We start from the raw sequence: 16,234 nt of genomic DNA on the forward strand, positions 1-16,234 counted from the left end.
ATTTGCGAATTAACAGTGTGGCACCGACTGGACAAAAGGGTTCAATCGAAGGAAGGTGGCCCTTTCCATCCCAGCCATAGAAAGGGCATGCAATGCTGTTTGTGGTCATGTTGGGGGGTAAGCACCCCCGGGCGAAAATCGAAGTGCATGATGTGGTGTTCGCCGTCGCCGACACCCTGGAAGCCGCCTACCCGCAACTGCGCGAGGGCTGGTTTGGCAGCCAGAAAGGTGTGCATATCGACTCCTGGATGACGGTGGATGGCGTTGACGGCTGGAAAGTCCAGCTCAGCCACCTGGCGCCGAACGCCGGGGCGCCGCGCCTGTACTTCATCAACCTGGGCGGGTATGAATCGAACGTCTTTGGCGAGGCACACCACTACCTGCTGGTGGTTGCGCGCACGGCCAGGGAGGCGGCAGCCCAAGGCAAACAGCAGATGCTCACGCACTGGACGCAATCCCACACCGACGGCGTACTGGATATCGACGACTGCCTGCCCATCGACCTGGTAGACGGGCGCTACATCCACCTGGAACCCGGCGTACACCGCCCGGTCATCACGCGAAACGACTACATCGTACTGCCCTGACCGCCTCCTACCCGAACGGGGTATGGCGCCCCACCCGCCACCTGCCTGAAAGTGCCATCAGCCCCTCGGCCTGACAACAAGCACAACATCAAGGTGGGTTCGCCATGCATAAAGCCGTTATCGCCCTGTTCAGCGCTGTCTTGCTTGCATCAACGTCCGTCAGCCAGGCCGCTGACGACCCGGGCAACACCTTGCGCATCTACAACTGGGCCGATTACATCGGGGAACACACCCTCGCCGACTTCGAGAAAGCCACCGGCGTCAAGGTGATCTACGACACCTACGACTCCTACGAAACCGTGCAGGGCAAGCTGCTGTCCGGGCGCTCGGGTTATGACCTGGTGGTGCTCAACGCGTCCCTGGTGCCGCTGCTGATCAAGGCCCAGGCCTTCCAGCCCCTCAACAAAGCGCTGCTGCCGGACTGGAACAACCTCGACCCGCAAGTGCTGAAAAGCCTGGAAACCCATGATCCGGGCGTTACCTATTCCGCGCCTTACACCTGGGGCAGCAATGGCGTGACCTACAACATCGACAAGATCAAGGAACGCATGCCGGATGCGCCCATCGGCTCACTGGCGATGATCTTCGATCCCAAGATCGTTTCGCGCTTCGCCGACTGTGGCATCACCTTCATGGACTCCCCTACCGACATGATCCCGCTGGCCCTGACCTACCTCGGCCTGGACCCCAACAGCGTGGCGCCCAAAGACCTCAAGGCCGCTCAGGACGTGCTGATGGCCGTGCGCCCGTACATCCGCAAATTCGACTCCAGCGGCTTTATCAACGGTCTGGCCAATGGCGAGCTGTGCATGGCCACCACCTGGTCCGGCGACTACGCCACGTCCCAGGCCCGGGCGGCGGAAGCCGGGGCCAAGGTCAACCTGAGTTACTTCATCCCCAGGGAAGGCTCGCTGATCTGGTTCGATAACTTCTACATCCCGGCCGACGCACCCCATGTGGCGAATGCCCACAAGTTCATCGAGTTCCTCCTGCAACCCGAGGTTATCGCCGGCGTCAGCAACACCATTCACTACGCCAACAGCAACCTGGCCTCCAAGCCCTTTGTAAATGCCGATATACGCGACAACGCGGCCATCTACCCGGACCCGGCGACGATGCAGCGCTTGTTCACCCAGAAAAGCCAGTCCCAAGCCGCCGTGCGCCTGATCACCCGTACCTGGAATGCCGTGAAGACCGGCAAGTGAAACCCAGCCATTGAAGGTAAACGCCATGACCCTGCCAAATCCTGACTTTTTCGCCCAGTTCGACCACGACCAACTGGACGCCGCCGACAAGGCCTATTACATGCACGGTTTTCATATGTTCGACGAACACCGTGAACAAGGCTCACTGAATATCGCGGCGGGTGACGGCGCCTACATCTACGACACCGCCGGCAACCGCTACCTGGATGCGGTCGGCGGCATGTGGTGTACGAATATTGGTCTGGGCCGCGAGGAAATGGCAGACGCCATCGCCAACCAGGTTCGCCAGCTGGCGTACTCCAACCCGTTCTGCGACATGGCCAACGTCACCGCCATCGAACTGTGCGCCAAGCTTGCCAGCCTGGCTCCCGGCGATCTTGATCATGTGTTCCTGACCACCGGCGGTTCCACGGCTGTCGATACCGCCTATCGTCTGGTGCAGTTCTATCAGAACAGTCGCGGCAAGCATGAGAAGAAACACATCATCTCGCGCTTCAGTGCGTATCACGGCTCGACGTTCCTCACGATGTCCATCGGCAACAAGGCCGCCGACCGCGCGCCGGAATTCGATTTCATGAGCGACTTGTTCCACCACATTTCGTGCCCCAACTACTACCGGGCGCCGCAGGGCATGAGCGAGGCGCAGTTCCTCGATTTCCTGGTGGATGAGTTCGAAGACAAGATCCTGACCATCGGCGCCGACAAAGTGGCCGCGTTTTTTGCCGAACCGATCATGGGCTCGGGCGGCGTGATCATTCCGCCCAAGGGTTACCACCGGCGCATGTGGGAAGTCTGCCAACGTTATGACCTGCTCTACGTGGCGGATGAAGTGGTGACATCCTTCGGCCGGCTGGGAAAATTCTTCGCATCCCAGGAAGTGTTCGACATGCAACCGGACATCATCACCACCGCCAAGGGCCTGACGTCCGGCTACCTGCCGTTGGGCGCGTGTATTTTCTCGGACCGCATCTGGCAAGTGATCGGCGAGCCGGGCAAGGGCCGCTGCTTTACCCACGGCTTCACCTACAGCGGCCACCCAGTGAGTTGCGTGGCGGCGCTGAAGAACATCGAGATCATCGAGCGGGAAAACCTGCTAGCCCACGTCGAAGACGTCGGCGTGTACCTCGAACAGCGCCTGCAAACCCTGGCCAACCTGCCGCTGGTGGGCGATGTGCGCTGCCAGCGGCTGATGGCCTGCATTGAGTTCGTCGCCGACAAACACACCAAGGCGCTGCTGCCGGACGCGGTGAACATCGGCGAGAAGATCCACCTGCGGGCCCAGGCCAAAGGCTTGCTGGTACGGCCCATTGGCCACCTGAATGTGATGTCGCCGCCGCTGATCATCACCCATGCCCAGGTGGATCAAGTGGTGGAAATCCTGCGCCAGTGCATCCTCGACACCGCCGAAGAGCTGCGCCAGAGCGGCGAGTATCAAGGCCGATGAGCCTGGGCGCCCCGGTGCTTTTGCCGGGGCCCTGGCCGGCGGGTAGACTGGCCGGCATGAACGAGCATGCCGATCACTGCCCTGCCCCGTCCTTCCAGGTGCTTGACGCCTGGAATGGTGCGTTGGCCCACGCCTTCGCCAGCGTCGACGAAGCGTCATTCCTTGAACACCTGGCCTGCGCCCTCAGTGCGCTGACCCCTATCGAATCGATGATGATAAGCCTGGAGCGCCAGGGTCAGGCGCCACACTTGCTCTACCAGCAAGGCATCCCCCGGCCGCACTACGAAGAGATCATCAACCGTTACTTCTCCCGGGGCTACCTGCTGGACCCGTTCTGTCTCGCGGTAGACAAGGGCCTGGCCGAAGGTTTCTACCACCTGGCGCAGATCGCCCCGGACGATTTCTTCAACAGCGAGTACTACAAAACCTACTACCTGCGCAGCGGCGGCGCCCAGGAGAGCTACTACATCGTCGACCTGTGCCCCAACAGCAAGATTTCGTTGTGCATGTTCCAGGGGCTGAGTGCCGGCCAGTTCAGCGACGAACAACTGGCACTGCAACGAACCGCCCAACCCATCGTGCGCGAACTGCTGCGCCGCTTCGGCACCACGGGCGGGCTGTGCAAGGTGATCAGCGACGAGGCCTTCACCCAGACCCAGGTGCATCAGCAGATTGAAGCGGCGTTCATGCATTTTGGCAGCGGCGTATTGACCGTGCGCGAACGGGAAATCGCCCACCTGATATTGCGCGGGCACTCGGTGAAATCCACCGCGCAGGTGCTGGGCATTTCCCCGGAAACCGTGCGCATGCACCGCAAGCATTTGTATACCAAGCTTGAAATCAACTCCCAGGCGGAGCTGTTTGCGCTGTTTATCGATTGGCTGACCCACAGCGGCGTAATGGCCCGATCCTGACCGTCCAGGCAACCCAGGGGAACTTTGCCAGGAAATAACCACCTGAATCCGGTACGCTCAGCATTTTTACCCAAGGAGATACCCCTCATGGCCAAAGCCACCGCCCGTCACATCCTCGTTGCCACCGAAGACAAGTGCAACGAACTGAAAGCGCAAATCGAAGGCGGCGCCGACTTCGCCGAAGTTGCCAAAGCCAACTCGTCCTGCCCGTCCAGCCGTCAAGGCGGCGACCTGGGTTCGTTCGGCCCGGGCCAAATGGTCAAGGAATTCGACACCGTCGTATTCAGCGCCCCGGTCAACACCGTGCAAGGCCCAGTGAAAACCCAGTTCGGTTATCACCTGCTGGAAGTAACCAGCCGTCAGGACTGATCCAGTCCGCGCTAATGTTTAAAACAACGGCCCGCCCTTTGGTGGGCCGTTGTGCATCTGTGACAGTGTGATGACTGGCGAGGCGTACGCGCATAGCGTACAAATCCCTTTACCTCTTCACCCGGCGCCCAAGGCTGATAATGCGAGTCGCTTTTTCTACCCTGTTTTGCTCCACCCTGGCCCTGTTGCTGGCCAGCACCGCCGTGATCGCCGCGCCGCAATCGGCATTGACCGTGTACGGCGAGCCGGCCAAATACCAACCCGGCTTCACCCATTTCGACTACGCCAACCCCAATGCCCCCAAGGGCGGCAGCCTGCGGCGTTCGGCGATCGAAATCGGGCGCTACGACCATGTACTGCCTTATGGCGACAAAGGCATCGGGGTCAGCCAGGTCGATGGCTGGCTGTATTCGCCCCTGGCCCTGCGTTCGCTGGACGAGCCCTACACGGTCTACGGCCTGGTGGCGGAAAAGATGGAGCGGTCAGACGACGGTCTGTCCCTGCGTTTCTACCTGAACCCCAAGGCGCGTTTCGCCGATGGCCAACCGATCACCGCCGAAGACGTGCGTTACTCCTTTGACCTGCTGATGACCCAGGGCAGCCTGCGCTACCGCACGCTGTTCGCCGACGTCAAACACGTCGAAGTCGAAGGCCCGCGCCAGGTGCGCTTCGATTTCGCAAGCAATGAAAACCGCACCCTGCCCCTGGATGTCGCGACCCTGCCGGTGTTCCCCGAACATTGGTGGAAGACCCGCAACTTCGCCGACGGCGGCGGCTACGAGATTCCCCTCGGCAGCGGCCCCTACACCATCAGCAAGGTGGATGCCGGCAACACCATCACGTTCAAGCGTGACCCGAACTGGTGGGGCAAGGACCTGCCCATCAGCCGTGGCCTGTACAACTTCGATCACCTGAGCCTGGAATACTTCGGCGACACCGAAGTCGCGCGCCAGGTCCTGCGGGGCGGTGCCTACGACTTCAACCGCGAATTCTCCGCCACCGGCTACTCCATCGGCTACAACGGCCCGGCCCTCGATGATGGCCGCCTGCAACGCGCGCACCTGGCCAAGGAGGCACCGCAGCCGGCCCAGGGCTACGTATTCAACGTGCAAAAACCGATGTTCAAGGACCGCCGCGTGCGCCAGGCCCTGGCCATGCTGTGGGACTTCGAGTGGGCCAACCGGCAGATGATGCGCAACATGTACATCCGCCAGCAGAGCTTCTTCTCCAACAGCCCGCTGGCGGCGACCCAACTGCCGGATGCCCAGGAACTGGCGATTCTGGAACCTTTGCGCGGGCAGATTCCCGACGAAGTCTTCACCCAGGTGTTCAAGGCCCCCACCACCGACGGTACCGGGATGATCCGCGACAAGCAGCTGCAAGCCCTGGCCCTGCTGGAACAGGCCGGCTGGAAGCCCGACGGTGACAAGCTGGTGAATGCCGAGGGCGAGCCGCTGGAGTTCACCTTCCTCAACGCCCAGAACGGCCTTGAGCGCCTGTTGTTGCCGTACAAGCGCAACCTGGCGCAGATCGGCATCACCCTCAACATCCGCCGCATTGACTCCTCGCAATACGTCAACCGCCTGATGGCCCGGGACTACGACATGATCGTCACCGGCTTCCCGGTTACCACCTCGCCGGGGATGGAGCTGTACAACTACTTCGGTTCGGCCGCCGCGTTTGATACCGGCGCCAACAACTACATGGTGCTGAAAGACCCGGCCGTCGACAGCCTGATCAACGGCCTGGTCAAGGCCGATACCCAGTCGCTGATGCTCAGTTACGCCCACGCCCTGGACCGCGTGCTGCAATGGAATTACCTGTGGATCCCCAACTACTACCCGCCGGGCACCTCCGCCGCGTGGTGGAACCGCTTCGGCCGCCCGGCCGTGGAAGCCAAGACCGATGAGGCCCTGGAAACCTGGTGGGAAATCAGCCCCACGCCGCTGACCAATGAACAGATGAAAGCCGAACTGACCAAACGCCCGGGAGCCCGCTGATGTTTGCCTATATCGTGCGGCGCCTGCTGCTGATCATTCCCACCCTGGTGATTATCCTGCTGGTGAATTTCGTTATCGTGCAGGCCGCGCCCGGCGGGCCGGTGGAACAGGCCATCGCCCACCTGCAAGGCATCGGTGGCGGTGGCGTCGGCGGCTCGTCTGCCGAAAGCCTCAGCAGCGGCTCCCGGGCCAGCCGTGGCCTGGACCCGAAACTGATCAAGGACATCGAAAAACAATACGGCTTCGACAAGCCCGCGCCGGAACGCCTGTGGCTGATGCTCAAGAGCTACGCCCAGCTGGACTTCGGCAACAGCTTCTTCCGTGGCAAAAGCGTGACCGACCTGATCCTCGAAAAGATGCCGGTGACCATTTCCCTCGGCCTGTGGGCCACCTTGATCACCTACCTGGTGTCGATCCCGCTGGGCATTCGCAAGGCGGTGCGCCATGGCAGCAGTTTTGATGTGTGGAGCAGCACCGCGATCGTGATTGGCTATGCGATGCCGGCGTTCCTGTTTGCGATGTTCCTGATCGTGGTGTTCGCCGGCGGCACTTCGTTGAACTGGTTCCCGGTGCGCGGGCTGGTCTCGGAAAACTTCGACCAGTTGAGCACCGTCGGCAAGATCGCCGATTACTTCTGGCACCTGGTACTGCCGGTCAGCGCCCTGGTGATCGGCGGCTTCGCCACCTTGACCATCCTCACCAAAAACTCGTTCCTCAATGAAATCACCCGCCAGTACGTGGTCACCGCCCGGGCCAAAGGCTTGAGTGAACGCCGGGTGCTTTACGGGCATGTGTTCCGCAATGCCATGCTGTTGGTGATCTCGGGGATTCCCCAGGCATTTATCGCGGTGTTCTTTGCCGGTTCGCTGCTGATCGAGGTGATCTTCTCCCTCGACGGCCTCGGTCGCATGAGCTACGAAGCTGCAGTTTCACGGGACTATCCGGTGGTGTTCGGTTCGTTGTTTATCTTCACGCTGTTTGGCCTTTTGATAAAACTCATCGGTGACCTCTGCTACACCCTGGTGGACCCGCGTATCGACTTCGCCGCGAGGAACGCCTGATGCTCAAGCTCTCTCCCGTGGCCCGTCGGCGCTTTGAACGCTTCAAGAAAAACCGTCGCGGCTGGTGGTCGCTGTGGCTGTTTATCGGCCTGTTTATCCTGACCCTCGGCGGCGAGTTGATCGCCAATGACAAACCCCTGGTGCTCAGCTACCAGAACGAACTGTATTTCCCGGTGTTCAAGCGCTACACCGAGCAGGAGTTCGGCGGGCAATTGCCATTCCAGGCGGATTACCGCAGTGAATACGTGCAGAACCTGATCAAGAAGGACGGCGGCTGGATGCTGTTTCCGCCAATCCCGTTCAGCGACGACACGCCCAACTATGAGCTGACCCGCCCTGCCCCCAGCCCGCCCTCCAGCGTGAACTGGCTGGGCACCGATGACCAATCCCGCGACGTGCTGGCGCGGGTGATCTTCGGTGCCCGGGTGTCGATCCTGTTTGCCCTGGCTCTCACCGCCATCAGCGCCGCCATCGGAATCGCGGCGGGTGCGTTGCAGGGATATTACGGCGGCTGGGTCGACTTGCTCGGGCAACGAATATTGGAAGTGTGGTCCGGGCTGCCGGTGCTGTACCTGCTGATCATCCTGTCAGGCTTTGTCGAACCGAATTTCTGGTGGCTGCTGGGGATCATGGCACTGTTTTCCTGGCTGGCCCTGGTGGACGTGGTGCGCGCCGAGTTCCTGCGGGGGCGCAACCTGGAGTACGTCAAGGCCGCGCGGGCGTTGGGCCTGGGGGACGGCAAGATCATCCGCCGGCATATCCTGCCGAACGCGATGACCGCGACCCTGAGCTACCTGCCGTTCATTTTGACCGGGGCGATTTCTACCCTGAGCGCCCTGGATTTCCTCGGTTTCGGCATGCCCGCCGGCAGCGCGTCATTGGGTGAGCTGATCGCCCAGGGCAAGCAGAACCTACAAGCGCCGTGGCTGGGGCTGACCGCGTTTTTCACCCTGGCGCTGATCCTGTCGTTGCTGGTGTTTATCGGCGAGGCGTTGCGTGACGCCTTCGACCCACGCTCATGAAGGCCGTTGAGATGACTGAAAACCTGATCGAGATTCGCGACCTGAGTGTCGCCTTCAACGGCCAGACCGTGGTGCGCAAGCTGTGCCTGGACGTGCGCCCCGGCGAGTGCCTGGCGCTGGTGGGCGAGTCGGGTTCGGGCAAATCGGTGACCGCCCATTCGATCCTGCAACTGCTGCCCGAAGCCGGCACCGAAACCACCGGCTCGGTGCGCTATCGCGGCCAGGAACTGCTCGGCGCCTCGCCCGCCACCCTGCAAAAACTGCGGGGCAACCGGATTGCGATGATCTTCCAGGAGCCGATGACGTCCCTGAATCCGCTGCACAGCATCGAGAAGCAGATCGGCGAAACCCTGCTGTTGCACAAGGGCCTGAGCGGCAAACAGGCCCAGGCGCGGATCCTCGAATTGCTCGAACTGGTGGGCATCCAGAAGCCCCGGGAACGCCTCAAGGCCTACCCCCACCAACTCTCCGGCGGCCAGCGCCAGCGGGTGATGATCGCCATGGCCCTGGCCTGTGAACCGGAACTGCTGATTGCCGATGAGCCGACGACTGCACTGGATGTGACGGTGCAGCGCAAGATCCTGCTGCTGCTCAAGTCCCTGCAACAACGCCTGGGCATGTCGCTGCTGCTGATCAGCCACGACCTCAACCTGGTGCGCAGCATTGCCCAGCGGGTGTGCGTGATGAAGGCCGGGGAAATTGTCGAACAGGCGGATTGCGAAACCCTGTTCTGCGCCCCGCAGCACCCTTACAGCCGCCTGCTGCTGGATGCTGAACCGGCAGGCATCGTCTTGAATCACGAGGCGCGGGAGACGGTGTTGCAGGTGGATAACCTGAGTGTGCAGTTCCCGCTGGGCGGCGGACTGTTCCGGCGCAAGCAGTACCTGCAAGCGGTGGATGGCATCAGCCTGGAGGTACAGCGCGGCAAGACACTGGGGATTGTCGGCGAGTCCGGCTCGGGCAAATCCACCCTGGGCCAGGCGATTCTGCGGCTGCTGGATTCCAGCGGCGCGATTCGCTTCCAGGGCGAGGCCCTCGACGGCCTGACGCAAAAGCAGATGCAACCGTGGCGCAAGCAGATGCAGGTGGTGTTCCAGGACCCGTTCGGCAGCCTCAGCCCGCGGATGTCGGTGGCGCAGATCATCAGCGAAGGCCTGGAAGTGCATGCGCCGTGCAGCCTCAAGGACCGCGAAGCCCAAGTGATTCGCGTGCTGGAAGACGTGGGCCTGGACCCTGCCAGCCGCCATCGCTACCCCCATGAATTCTCCGGCGGCCAGCGCCAGCGCATCGCCATCGCCCGTGCGCTGGTGCTCAAGCCGGCGCTGATCCTGCTGGACGAACCCACTTCTGCACTAGACCGTACCGTGCAGAAACAGGTGGTCGCCCTGTTGCTTGAGTTGCAGGAAAAGTACGGCCTGACGTACCTGTTTATCAGCCATGACCTGGCGGTGGTGCGGGCCCTGGCCCACGACATGATCGTGATCAAGGACGGCAAGGTGGTGGAACACGGGCCCAGCGATGAAGTGTTTGCCGCGCCTCAACACCCTTACACCCGGGAACTCCTCGCGGCGGCGCACCCATGAGCACCACTGGCAGCCTCAAGGATTACCAATACGTTCGCGGCCTGGCGATCCAGTCGCTGTTCGAGATCATCGAGCAGTCCAGCGAAGGCACGGTGATTGTCGACGGTGACGCGAACATCGTCTGGATGAACGAGCGCTACGCCAAGCGCTTCGGCCTGAAAAGCGCCGACGAAGCCATCGGGCAACCCTGCGAGCAGGTGATTTCCAACAGCCTGTTGCGCCAGGTGGTGCGTAACGACCAGCCGATATTGCTGGATATTCAGGACACGCCCAAAGGCCCGCTGGTGGTGATGCGCCTGCCGATCCATGACGACGCCGGCAAGGTGATCGGCGCCATCGGGTTTGCGTTGTTTGATGAGCTGCGCAACCTGTCGCCGCTGATCGAGCGCTACCTGAGCATGCAGCAGGAACTGGCTTCCACTCGGTCGCTGCTGAGGTCGCGGCAGAGTAAATACAACTTCGCGCACTTTATCGGCACCAGCGCGGCCAGCCTGGAAGTCAAACGTCGGGCGCGGCGCAGTGCGAGCGCGGAGTCGCCAGTGTTGCTGCTGGGGGAAACCGGGACCGGCAAGGAGCTGCTGGCCCAGGCGATTCATGGTGCATCGCCTCGCGCCCATAAAGCTTTCGTCAGCATCAACAGCGCAGCCATCCCGCATGATTTGCTGGAGGCGGAATTCTTCGGCACCGCGCCCGGCGCGTTTACCGGCGCCGACCGCAAGGGCCGCCCCGGCAAGTTGCAGATTGCCCAGGGCGGCACGCTGTTTCTGGATGAGATCGGCGACATGCCGCTACCACTGCAAAGCAAATTGCTGCGGGTGTTGCAGGAGAAAGAGTTCGAGCCGGTGGGCTCCAACGAGATGATCCACAGCGATGTGCGGGTGATTGCGGCCACGTCCATGGACCTGGAAGCGGCAATCAAGCGCGGGGAGTTTCGGGCGGACCTGTATTACCGGCTGAATGTGCTGCCGATCCAGGTACCGCCGCTGCGCGAGCGGCTGGATGATTTGCCGGCGTTGAGCGAGGCGATTCTGGAGGAGTTGCGCAGCCAGCATGAGCTGGACCGCGAGGCCTTGGCGTTATTGGCGCAGCATGCGTGGCCGGGGAATATCCGCGAGCTGCGCAATGTGCTGGAGCGGGCGGCACTGTTGAGTGATGACCTGGTGCTGGATGCCAGTGAAATTCGCGCAGCAATTGGTACATTCAGCCCGGTTGAGCAGAGTTCGGTAGAGACCGTTGAGGGCGAGAGTTTCAGCGCGGCCCGGGAGCGGTTTGATCGGCAGGTGATTGGGGCGGCGTTGAAGGCGTGTGAAGGGAATGTGGTGGAGGCGGCGAAGCGGCTGGGGCTGGGCCGGTCGACCTTGTACAAGAAAATGGTTGCGCTGGGCATCGCATAATCTCAAAAAAGAGACACAATTCCAAATACAGAGAAAATCCAATGTGGGAGCGGGCTTGCTCGCGAATGCGGTGTGTCAGTGCCTGAATTACTGCCTGATACACCGCATTCGCGAGCAAGCCCGCTCCCACATTTGATCTCCAACAGTCTCAAATTCGGGACAAAACCTGAGAACGCTCTCACAGATCAAGAATTTCTCTATATATTTCAACAGGTTAATAACTTGGCACACATCTCGCTAAAGCCCCTCCCCACCGCCTCACCCCCACAAAAATAACAATCAGATGGAGACACACCATGAGTGTGATCATTGCCCTAGCGGCCCTGGCGCTGCTGATGCTGGCCGCCTACCGTGGCTACAGCGTCATCCTGTTCGCCCCCATCGCCGCCCTCGGCGCCGTGCTGCTCACCGACCCTTCCGCCGTCGCTCCCGCGTTCACCGGGGTGTTCATGGAAAAAATGGTCGGCTTCCTCAAGCTGTATTTCCCGGTATTCCTGCTCGGCGCGGTGTTCGGCAAGCTGATTGAAATCTCCGGCTTCTCGCGCTCCATCGTCGCCGCCGCGATCCAGTTGCTCGGCACCCGCCAGGCGATGCTGGTGATCGTGCTGGTGTGCGCCCTGCTGACCTACGGCGGCGTGTCGCTGTTCGTGGTGGTGTTCGCGGTGTACCCGTTTGCGGCCGAGATGTTCCGCCAGAGCAATATCCCCAAGCGCCTGCTGCCGGCGACCATCGCCCTCGGCGCGTTCTCGTTCACCATGGACGCCCTGCCCGGCACGCCGCAGATCCAGAACATCATCCCCAGCACCTTTTTCAACACCACCGCCTGGGCCGCGCCGTGGCTGGGGCTGATCGGCACCATCTTCGTGTTCTGCGCCGGCATGCTGTACCTGGCCCGCCAGCGCAACAAGGCCCAGCGCGCCGGTGAAGGCTATGGGACCGAGCTGCGCAACGAGCCGGAAACCGCCGAAGACATCAAGCTGCCCAACCCATGGATCGCCCTGTCGCCGCTGCTGCTGGTGGGCCTCATGAACCTGCTGTTCACCCACTGGATTCCGCTGTGGTACGGCAAGACCCACACCCTCAGTCTGCCGGGCATGAGCGCGCCGGTGCAGACCGAAGTCGCCAAGCTCACGGCAATCTGGGCGGTGCAGGCGGCGTTGCTGGTGGGGATTATCGTGGTGCTGGTGTTCGGCTTCTCGGCGATTCGCAGCAAGCTCGCCGAGGGCAGCAAGAGCGCGGTCAGCGGCGCGCTGCTGGCGGCGATGAACACCGCTTCGGAATACGGTTTTGGTGCGGTGATCGCCTCGCTGCCGGGCTTCCTGGTGCTGGCGGACTGGCTCAAGGGCATTCCCAACCCACTGGTCAACGAAGCGATTACCGTGACCCTGCTGGCCGGCATCACCGGTTCCGCCTCGGGCGGCATGAGCATCGCGCTGGCGGCCATGTCGGAGAGCTTTATTTCAGCGGCCCATGCGGCCAATATCCCCCTTGAAGTACTGCACCGGGTCGCGGCCATGGCCAGCGGCGGCATGGACACCCTGCCCCACAACGGCGCCGTGATCACGCTGCTGGCGGTCACCGGGCTGACCCACCGCGAAGCCTATAAAGATATTTTCGGCATCACGATCATCAAGACCCTCGCGGTGTTCGTGGTGATTGGTACTTTCTACGCCACCGGCATTGTGTGAGGTTGATATGACGACATTGAACGGCAAGACCGCCCTGGTCACCGGCTCCACCAGTGGCATCGGCCTGGGCATTGCCCTGAGCCTGGCCAAGGCCGGCGCCAACCTGATCCTCAACGGCTTCGGCGATGCCAGCGCGGTGATCGCCCAGGTGCAGGCCTTCGGCGGCAAGGTCGGGCATCATCCGGCCGACGTCAGCGACCCGGCGCAGATCGCCGAGATGATCGCCTACGCCGAGCGCGAGTTTGGCGGCATCGACATTCTGGTGAACAACGCCGGGATCCAGCATGTGGCGCCGGTGGACGAATTCCCGGTGGAGCGCTGGGATTCGATCATTGCGATCAACCTGTCGTCGGTGTTCCACAGCACGCGTTTGAGCCTGCCGGGCATGAAAGCCAAGGGTTGGGGGCGGATCGTCAATATCGCCTCGGTGCATGGGCTGGTGGGTTCGGTGGGCAAGGCGGCTTACGTCGCTGCCAAGCACGGGGTGATCGGGCTGACCAAGGTGGTGGGCCTGGAAACAGCCCAGAGTAATGTCACCTGCAATGCCATCTGCCCGGGCTGGGTGCTGACGCCGCTGGTGCAGAAGCAGATTGATGACCGCATTGCCAGCGGGGTTGACCCGCAGCAGGCGCAGCAGGATTTGCTGGCGGAGAAGCAGCCGTCGCTGGAGTTCGTGACACCGCCGCAATTGGGGGAGCTGGTGCTGTTCCTGTGCAGCGAAGCCGGCAGCCAGGTGCGGGGCGCGGCGTGGAATATCGACGGTGGCTGGCTGGCCCAGTAAACGACGATTCCCAAGACACCGCAGCTCAAATGTGGGAGCGGGCTTGCTCGCGAATGCGGTGTATCAGTTAACACATCTGGAACTGACCCACCGCATTCGCGAGCAAGCCCGCTCCCACATTTTGATCGGTGTCGTTAGATAGATCAGATAATAAAAAAGAGATTTCCTTATGTCCGAAATACTCTGGCAACCCTCCCCCGAACGCATCCACAACACCCGGATGGACCAGTTCCGGCGCTTCATCAATGATCGCCATGCCTTGCAGATCAGCGACTACCCGGCCCTGCACCAGTGGAGCATCGACCAGCGCCCGGACTTCTGGCAGTCGATTGTCGAGTTTTTTGAGGTGCAGTTCCGCACGCCGCCCAGCGCGGTGCTGATCGAAGACGCCGAGATGCCCAGCGCCCAGTGGTTTCTCGGCGCTACCCTGAACTTTGCCGAACACCTGCTGCGCCGCCGCGACGATCACCCCGCCGTGGTCGCGATCAGCGAAGACGGCCAGCGCGAGCAACTGACCTACGCCGAACTGGCCCGCCATGTCGCCGGCCTGCAACGCAGCCTGCGGGGGGCCGGTGTGGGCATCGGTGACCGGGTGGCCGCGTGCATGCCCAACACCTGGCAAACCCTGGTGGGCATGCTCGCCACCACCAGCCTCGGCGCCATCTGGTCGTGCTCTTCGCCGGACTTCGGTACCCAGGGCGTGATCGACCGCTTCGGCCAGATCGAACCCAAGGTGCTGATCACCTGCGCCGGCTACCGCTACGCCGGCAAGGTCATCGACCAAAGCAGCAAGCTCAACGAAATCCTCCAGCGGCTGCCGTCCCTGCAACAGCTGATCATCGTGCCGTATGCCCGCCCGCAGGCGCGTCCCGAGGATTATCAGACCCGGGCCAACGTCGCGCTCTGGGACGCCTTCTACAGCCCCGGCGGCGAACCCGATTTCGTCGCCGTGCCCTTCGATCATCCGCTGTACATCCTCTATTCCAGCGGCACCACCGGCGTGCCCAAGTGCATCATCCACGGCACCGGCGGCGTACTGCTCACCCACCTCAAGGAGCACGGCCTGCACGCCGACCTGTCCCGGGATGACTGCCTGTTCTACTACACCACCTGCGGCTGGATGATGTGGAACTGGCTGGTGTCGGTGCTGGCCATCGGCGCCACGGCGGTGCTGTATGACGGCTCACCGTTTCACCCGGGTCCGGAACGCCTGATGGACTTGATCGACCAGGAAAAAATCAGCGTGTTCGGCACCAGCCCGAAGTTCCTCGCCACCCTGGAAAAGGCCGGGCTGCAACCGCGGCTGAGTCACGACCTGGGCAGTCTCAAGGGTTTGATCTCCACCGGCTCGCCGCTGTCGCCCCAGAGCTACGACTACGTGTACCGCGAGATCAAGCCGCAGATGTGCCTGTCGTCGATGTCCGGCGGTACCGACATCGTCTCCTGCTTTGTGATCGGCAACCCGGTGCTGCCGGTGCGGCGTGGCGAGATGCAGTGCAAGAGCCTGGCAATGGCTATCGAAGTGTGGGACGACCAGGGCCACCCGCTGGTGGGCGAAAAAGGCGAACTGGTGTGCACCCGGCACTTCCCGGCAATGCCTATCGGTCTGTGGAATGACCCGCACCAGGAAAAACTGCGGGCCTCGTATTTCAGCCAGTTCCCGGGCGTGTGGGCCCAGGGCGACTACACCGAACAGCGACCCAATGGCAGCTTGCTGATCCATGGCCGCTCGGACGCCGTGCTCAACCCCGGCGGCGTGCGCATCGGCACCGCAGAGATCTATCGCCAGGTGGAAAAAGTGCCTCAGGTCCTGGAAAGCCTGGCCATCGGCCAACGCTGGCAGGATGACGTGCGGGTGGTGCTGTTTGTGCGCCTCAACGATGGCATCGAACTGGACGACGGCCTGGAGCAGCAGATCCGCCAGGTGATCCGCGCCAACACCACGCCGCGCCACGTGCCGGCGAAGATCCTCGCGGTGACGGATATCCCGCGCACCATCAGCGGCAAGATCGTCGAGCTGGCGGTGCGCAACGTGGTGCATGGGGAGGCGGTCAAGAACACCGACGCACTGGCCAACCCCGAAGCGCTGGAGCAATTTCGTGATCGCCCGGAGCTGGCAGAAAGATGAAACGTTTTAGCCTTTAAGCACTCATTTGAAGACAAACCCCTCAAGCATGCTATTTTTC

Annotated in this window: 13 protein-coding genes; all 13 read left to right on the top strand. The window is 62.0% G+C overall.

Going from position 1 to position 16,234, the window contains the following annotated elements; translation table 11 throughout:
- Positions 1 to 92: 92 nt before the first annotated feature.
- The 13 genes from V6607_RS19235 to V6607_RS19295 all read left to right on the top strand — a co-directional run bounded on the left by V6607_RS19235 (position 93) and on the right by V6607_RS19295 (position 16,176).
- Positions 93 to 587 (top strand): DUF1543 domain-containing protein, encoded by a 495-nt coding sequence (locus V6607_RS19235; protein WP_003208031.1) that lies wholly within the window; start codon positions 93 to 95, stop codon positions 585 to 587.
- Between the two features lie 104 nt (positions 588 to 691).
- Positions 692 to 1,792, top strand: coding sequence for a polyamine ABC transporter substrate-binding protein (locus V6607_RS19240; protein ID WP_134326859.1), 1,101 nt, complete (start codon positions 692 to 694; stop codon positions 1,790 to 1,792).
- A gap of 25 nt (positions 1,793 to 1,817) precedes the next feature.
- A complete protein-coding gene (locus V6607_RS19245) occupies positions 1,818 to 3,236 on the top strand; it encodes an aminotransferase (protein ID WP_134326860.1) in 1,419 nt (472 codons plus the stop codon).
- Between the two features lie 56 nt (positions 3,237 to 3,292).
- On the top strand, positions 3,293 to 4,150 hold the full coding sequence (locus V6607_RS19250) for a helix-turn-helix transcriptional regulator (RefSeq protein ID WP_102370284.1): 858 nt from the start codon (positions 3,293 to 3,295) through the stop codon (positions 4,148 to 4,150).
- A gap of 87 nt (positions 4,151 to 4,237) precedes the next feature.
- Positions 4,238 to 4,519 (top strand): peptidylprolyl isomerase, encoded by a 282-nt coding sequence (locus V6607_RS19255; protein WP_003208024.1) that lies wholly within the window; start codon positions 4,238 to 4,240, stop codon positions 4,517 to 4,519.
- A 140-nt stretch (positions 4,520 to 4,659) separates the two neighbouring features.
- Entirely contained in the window at positions 4,660 to 6,519 is a 1,860-nt protein-coding gene (locus V6607_RS19260) for an extracellular solute-binding protein (RefSeq protein WP_003208022.1), read from the top strand.
- Positions 6,519 to 7,580, top strand: a complete 1,062-nt coding sequence (locus V6607_RS19265) for a microcin C ABC transporter permease YejB (protein WP_003208021.1) — start codon at positions 6,519 to 6,521, stop codon at positions 7,578 to 7,580. Before V6607_RS19260 ends, V6607_RS19265 begins: the two co-directional genes overlap by 1 nt.
- Positions 7,580 to 8,602: an ABC transporter permease gene (locus V6607_RS19270; RefSeq protein ID WP_003208019.1), complete on the top strand. Its 1,023-nt coding sequence runs from the start codon at positions 7,580 to 7,582 to the stop codon at positions 8,600 to 8,602. Before V6607_RS19265 ends, V6607_RS19270 begins: the two co-directional genes overlap by 1 nt.
- Before the next feature lie 11 nt (positions 8,603 to 8,613).
- Positions 8,614 to 10,185, top strand: coding sequence for an ABC transporter ATP-binding protein (locus tag V6607_RS19275; RefSeq protein WP_134326861.1), 1,572 nt, complete (start codon positions 8,614 to 8,616; stop codon positions 10,183 to 10,185).
- A complete protein-coding gene (locus V6607_RS19280) occupies positions 10,182 to 11,579 on the top strand; it encodes a sigma 54-interacting transcriptional regulator (protein ID WP_134326862.1) in 1,398 nt (465 codons plus the stop codon). The genes V6607_RS19275 and V6607_RS19280 overlap by 4 nt, the downstream gene beginning before the upstream one ends.
- 296 nt (positions 11,580 to 11,875) lie before the next feature.
- Entirely contained in the window at positions 11,876 to 13,267 is a 1,392-nt protein-coding gene (locus V6607_RS19285; RefSeq protein ID WP_102606532.1) for a GntP family permease, read from the top strand.
- A gap of 7 nt (positions 13,268 to 13,274) precedes the next feature.
- Positions 13,275 to 14,048, top strand: a complete 774-nt coding sequence (locus V6607_RS19290) for a 3-hydroxybutyrate dehydrogenase (RefSeq protein ID WP_008436986.1) — start codon at positions 13,275 to 13,277, stop codon at positions 14,046 to 14,048.
- A gap of 169 nt (positions 14,049 to 14,217) precedes the next feature.
- A complete protein-coding gene (locus V6607_RS19295) occupies positions 14,218 to 16,176 on the top strand; it encodes an acetoacetate--CoA ligase (protein WP_134326863.1) in 1,959 nt (652 codons plus the stop codon).
- The last annotated feature ends 58 nt before the right edge of the window (positions 16,177 to 16,234 follow it).

The sequence above is a fragment of the Pseudomonas sp. KK18 genome, assembly GCF_037094675.1.
Classification (GTDB): Bacteria; Pseudomonadota; Gammaproteobacteria; order Pseudomonadales; family Pseudomonadaceae; genus Aquipseudomonas.

Excerpts from the sequence above, each read along its gene's own strand:
- V6607_RS19235 (WP_003208031.1), top strand. The coding sequence starts at position 93 with ATGCTGTTTGTGGTCATGTTGGGGGGTAAGCACCCCCGGGCGAAAATC.
- V6607_RS19240 (WP_134326859.1), top strand. The coding sequence starts at position 692 with ATGCATAAAGCCGTTATCGCCCTGTTCAGCGCTGTCTTGCTTGCATCA.
- V6607_RS19245 (WP_134326860.1), top strand. The coding sequence starts at position 1,818 with ATGACCCTGCCAAATCCTGACTTTTTCGCCCAGTTCGACCACGACCAA.
- V6607_RS19250 (WP_102370284.1), top strand. The coding sequence starts at position 3,293 with ATGAACGAGCATGCCGATCACTGCCCTGCCCCGTCCTTCCAGGTGCTT.
- V6607_RS19255 (WP_003208024.1), top strand. The coding sequence starts at position 4,238 with ATGGCCAAAGCCACCGCCCGTCACATCCTCGTTGCCACCGAAGACAAG.
- V6607_RS19260 (WP_003208022.1), top strand. The coding sequence starts at position 4,660 with ATGCGAGTCGCTTTTTCTACCCTGTTTTGCTCCACCCTGGCCCTGTTG.
- V6607_RS19265 (WP_003208021.1), top strand. The coding sequence starts at position 6,519 with ATGTTTGCCTATATCGTGCGGCGCCTGCTGCTGATCATTCCCACCCTG.
- V6607_RS19270 (WP_003208019.1), top strand. The coding sequence starts at position 7,580 with ATGCTCAAGCTCTCTCCCGTGGCCCGTCGGCGCTTTGAACGCTTCAAG.
- V6607_RS19275 (WP_134326861.1), top strand. The coding sequence starts at position 8,614 with ATGACTGAAAACCTGATCGAGATTCGCGACCTGAGTGTCGCCTTCAAC.
- V6607_RS19280 (WP_134326862.1), top strand. The coding sequence starts at position 10,182 with ATGAGCACCACTGGCAGCCTCAAGGATTACCAATACGTTCGCGGCCTG.
- V6607_RS19285 (WP_102606532.1), top strand. The coding sequence starts at position 11,876 with ATGAGTGTGATCATTGCCCTAGCGGCCCTGGCGCTGCTGATGCTGGCC.
- V6607_RS19290 (WP_008436986.1), top strand. The coding sequence starts at position 13,275 with ATGACGACATTGAACGGCAAGACCGCCCTGGTCACCGGCTCCACCAGT.
- V6607_RS19295 (WP_134326863.1), top strand. The coding sequence starts at position 14,218 with ATGTCCGAAATACTCTGGCAACCCTCCCCCGAACGCATCCACAACACC.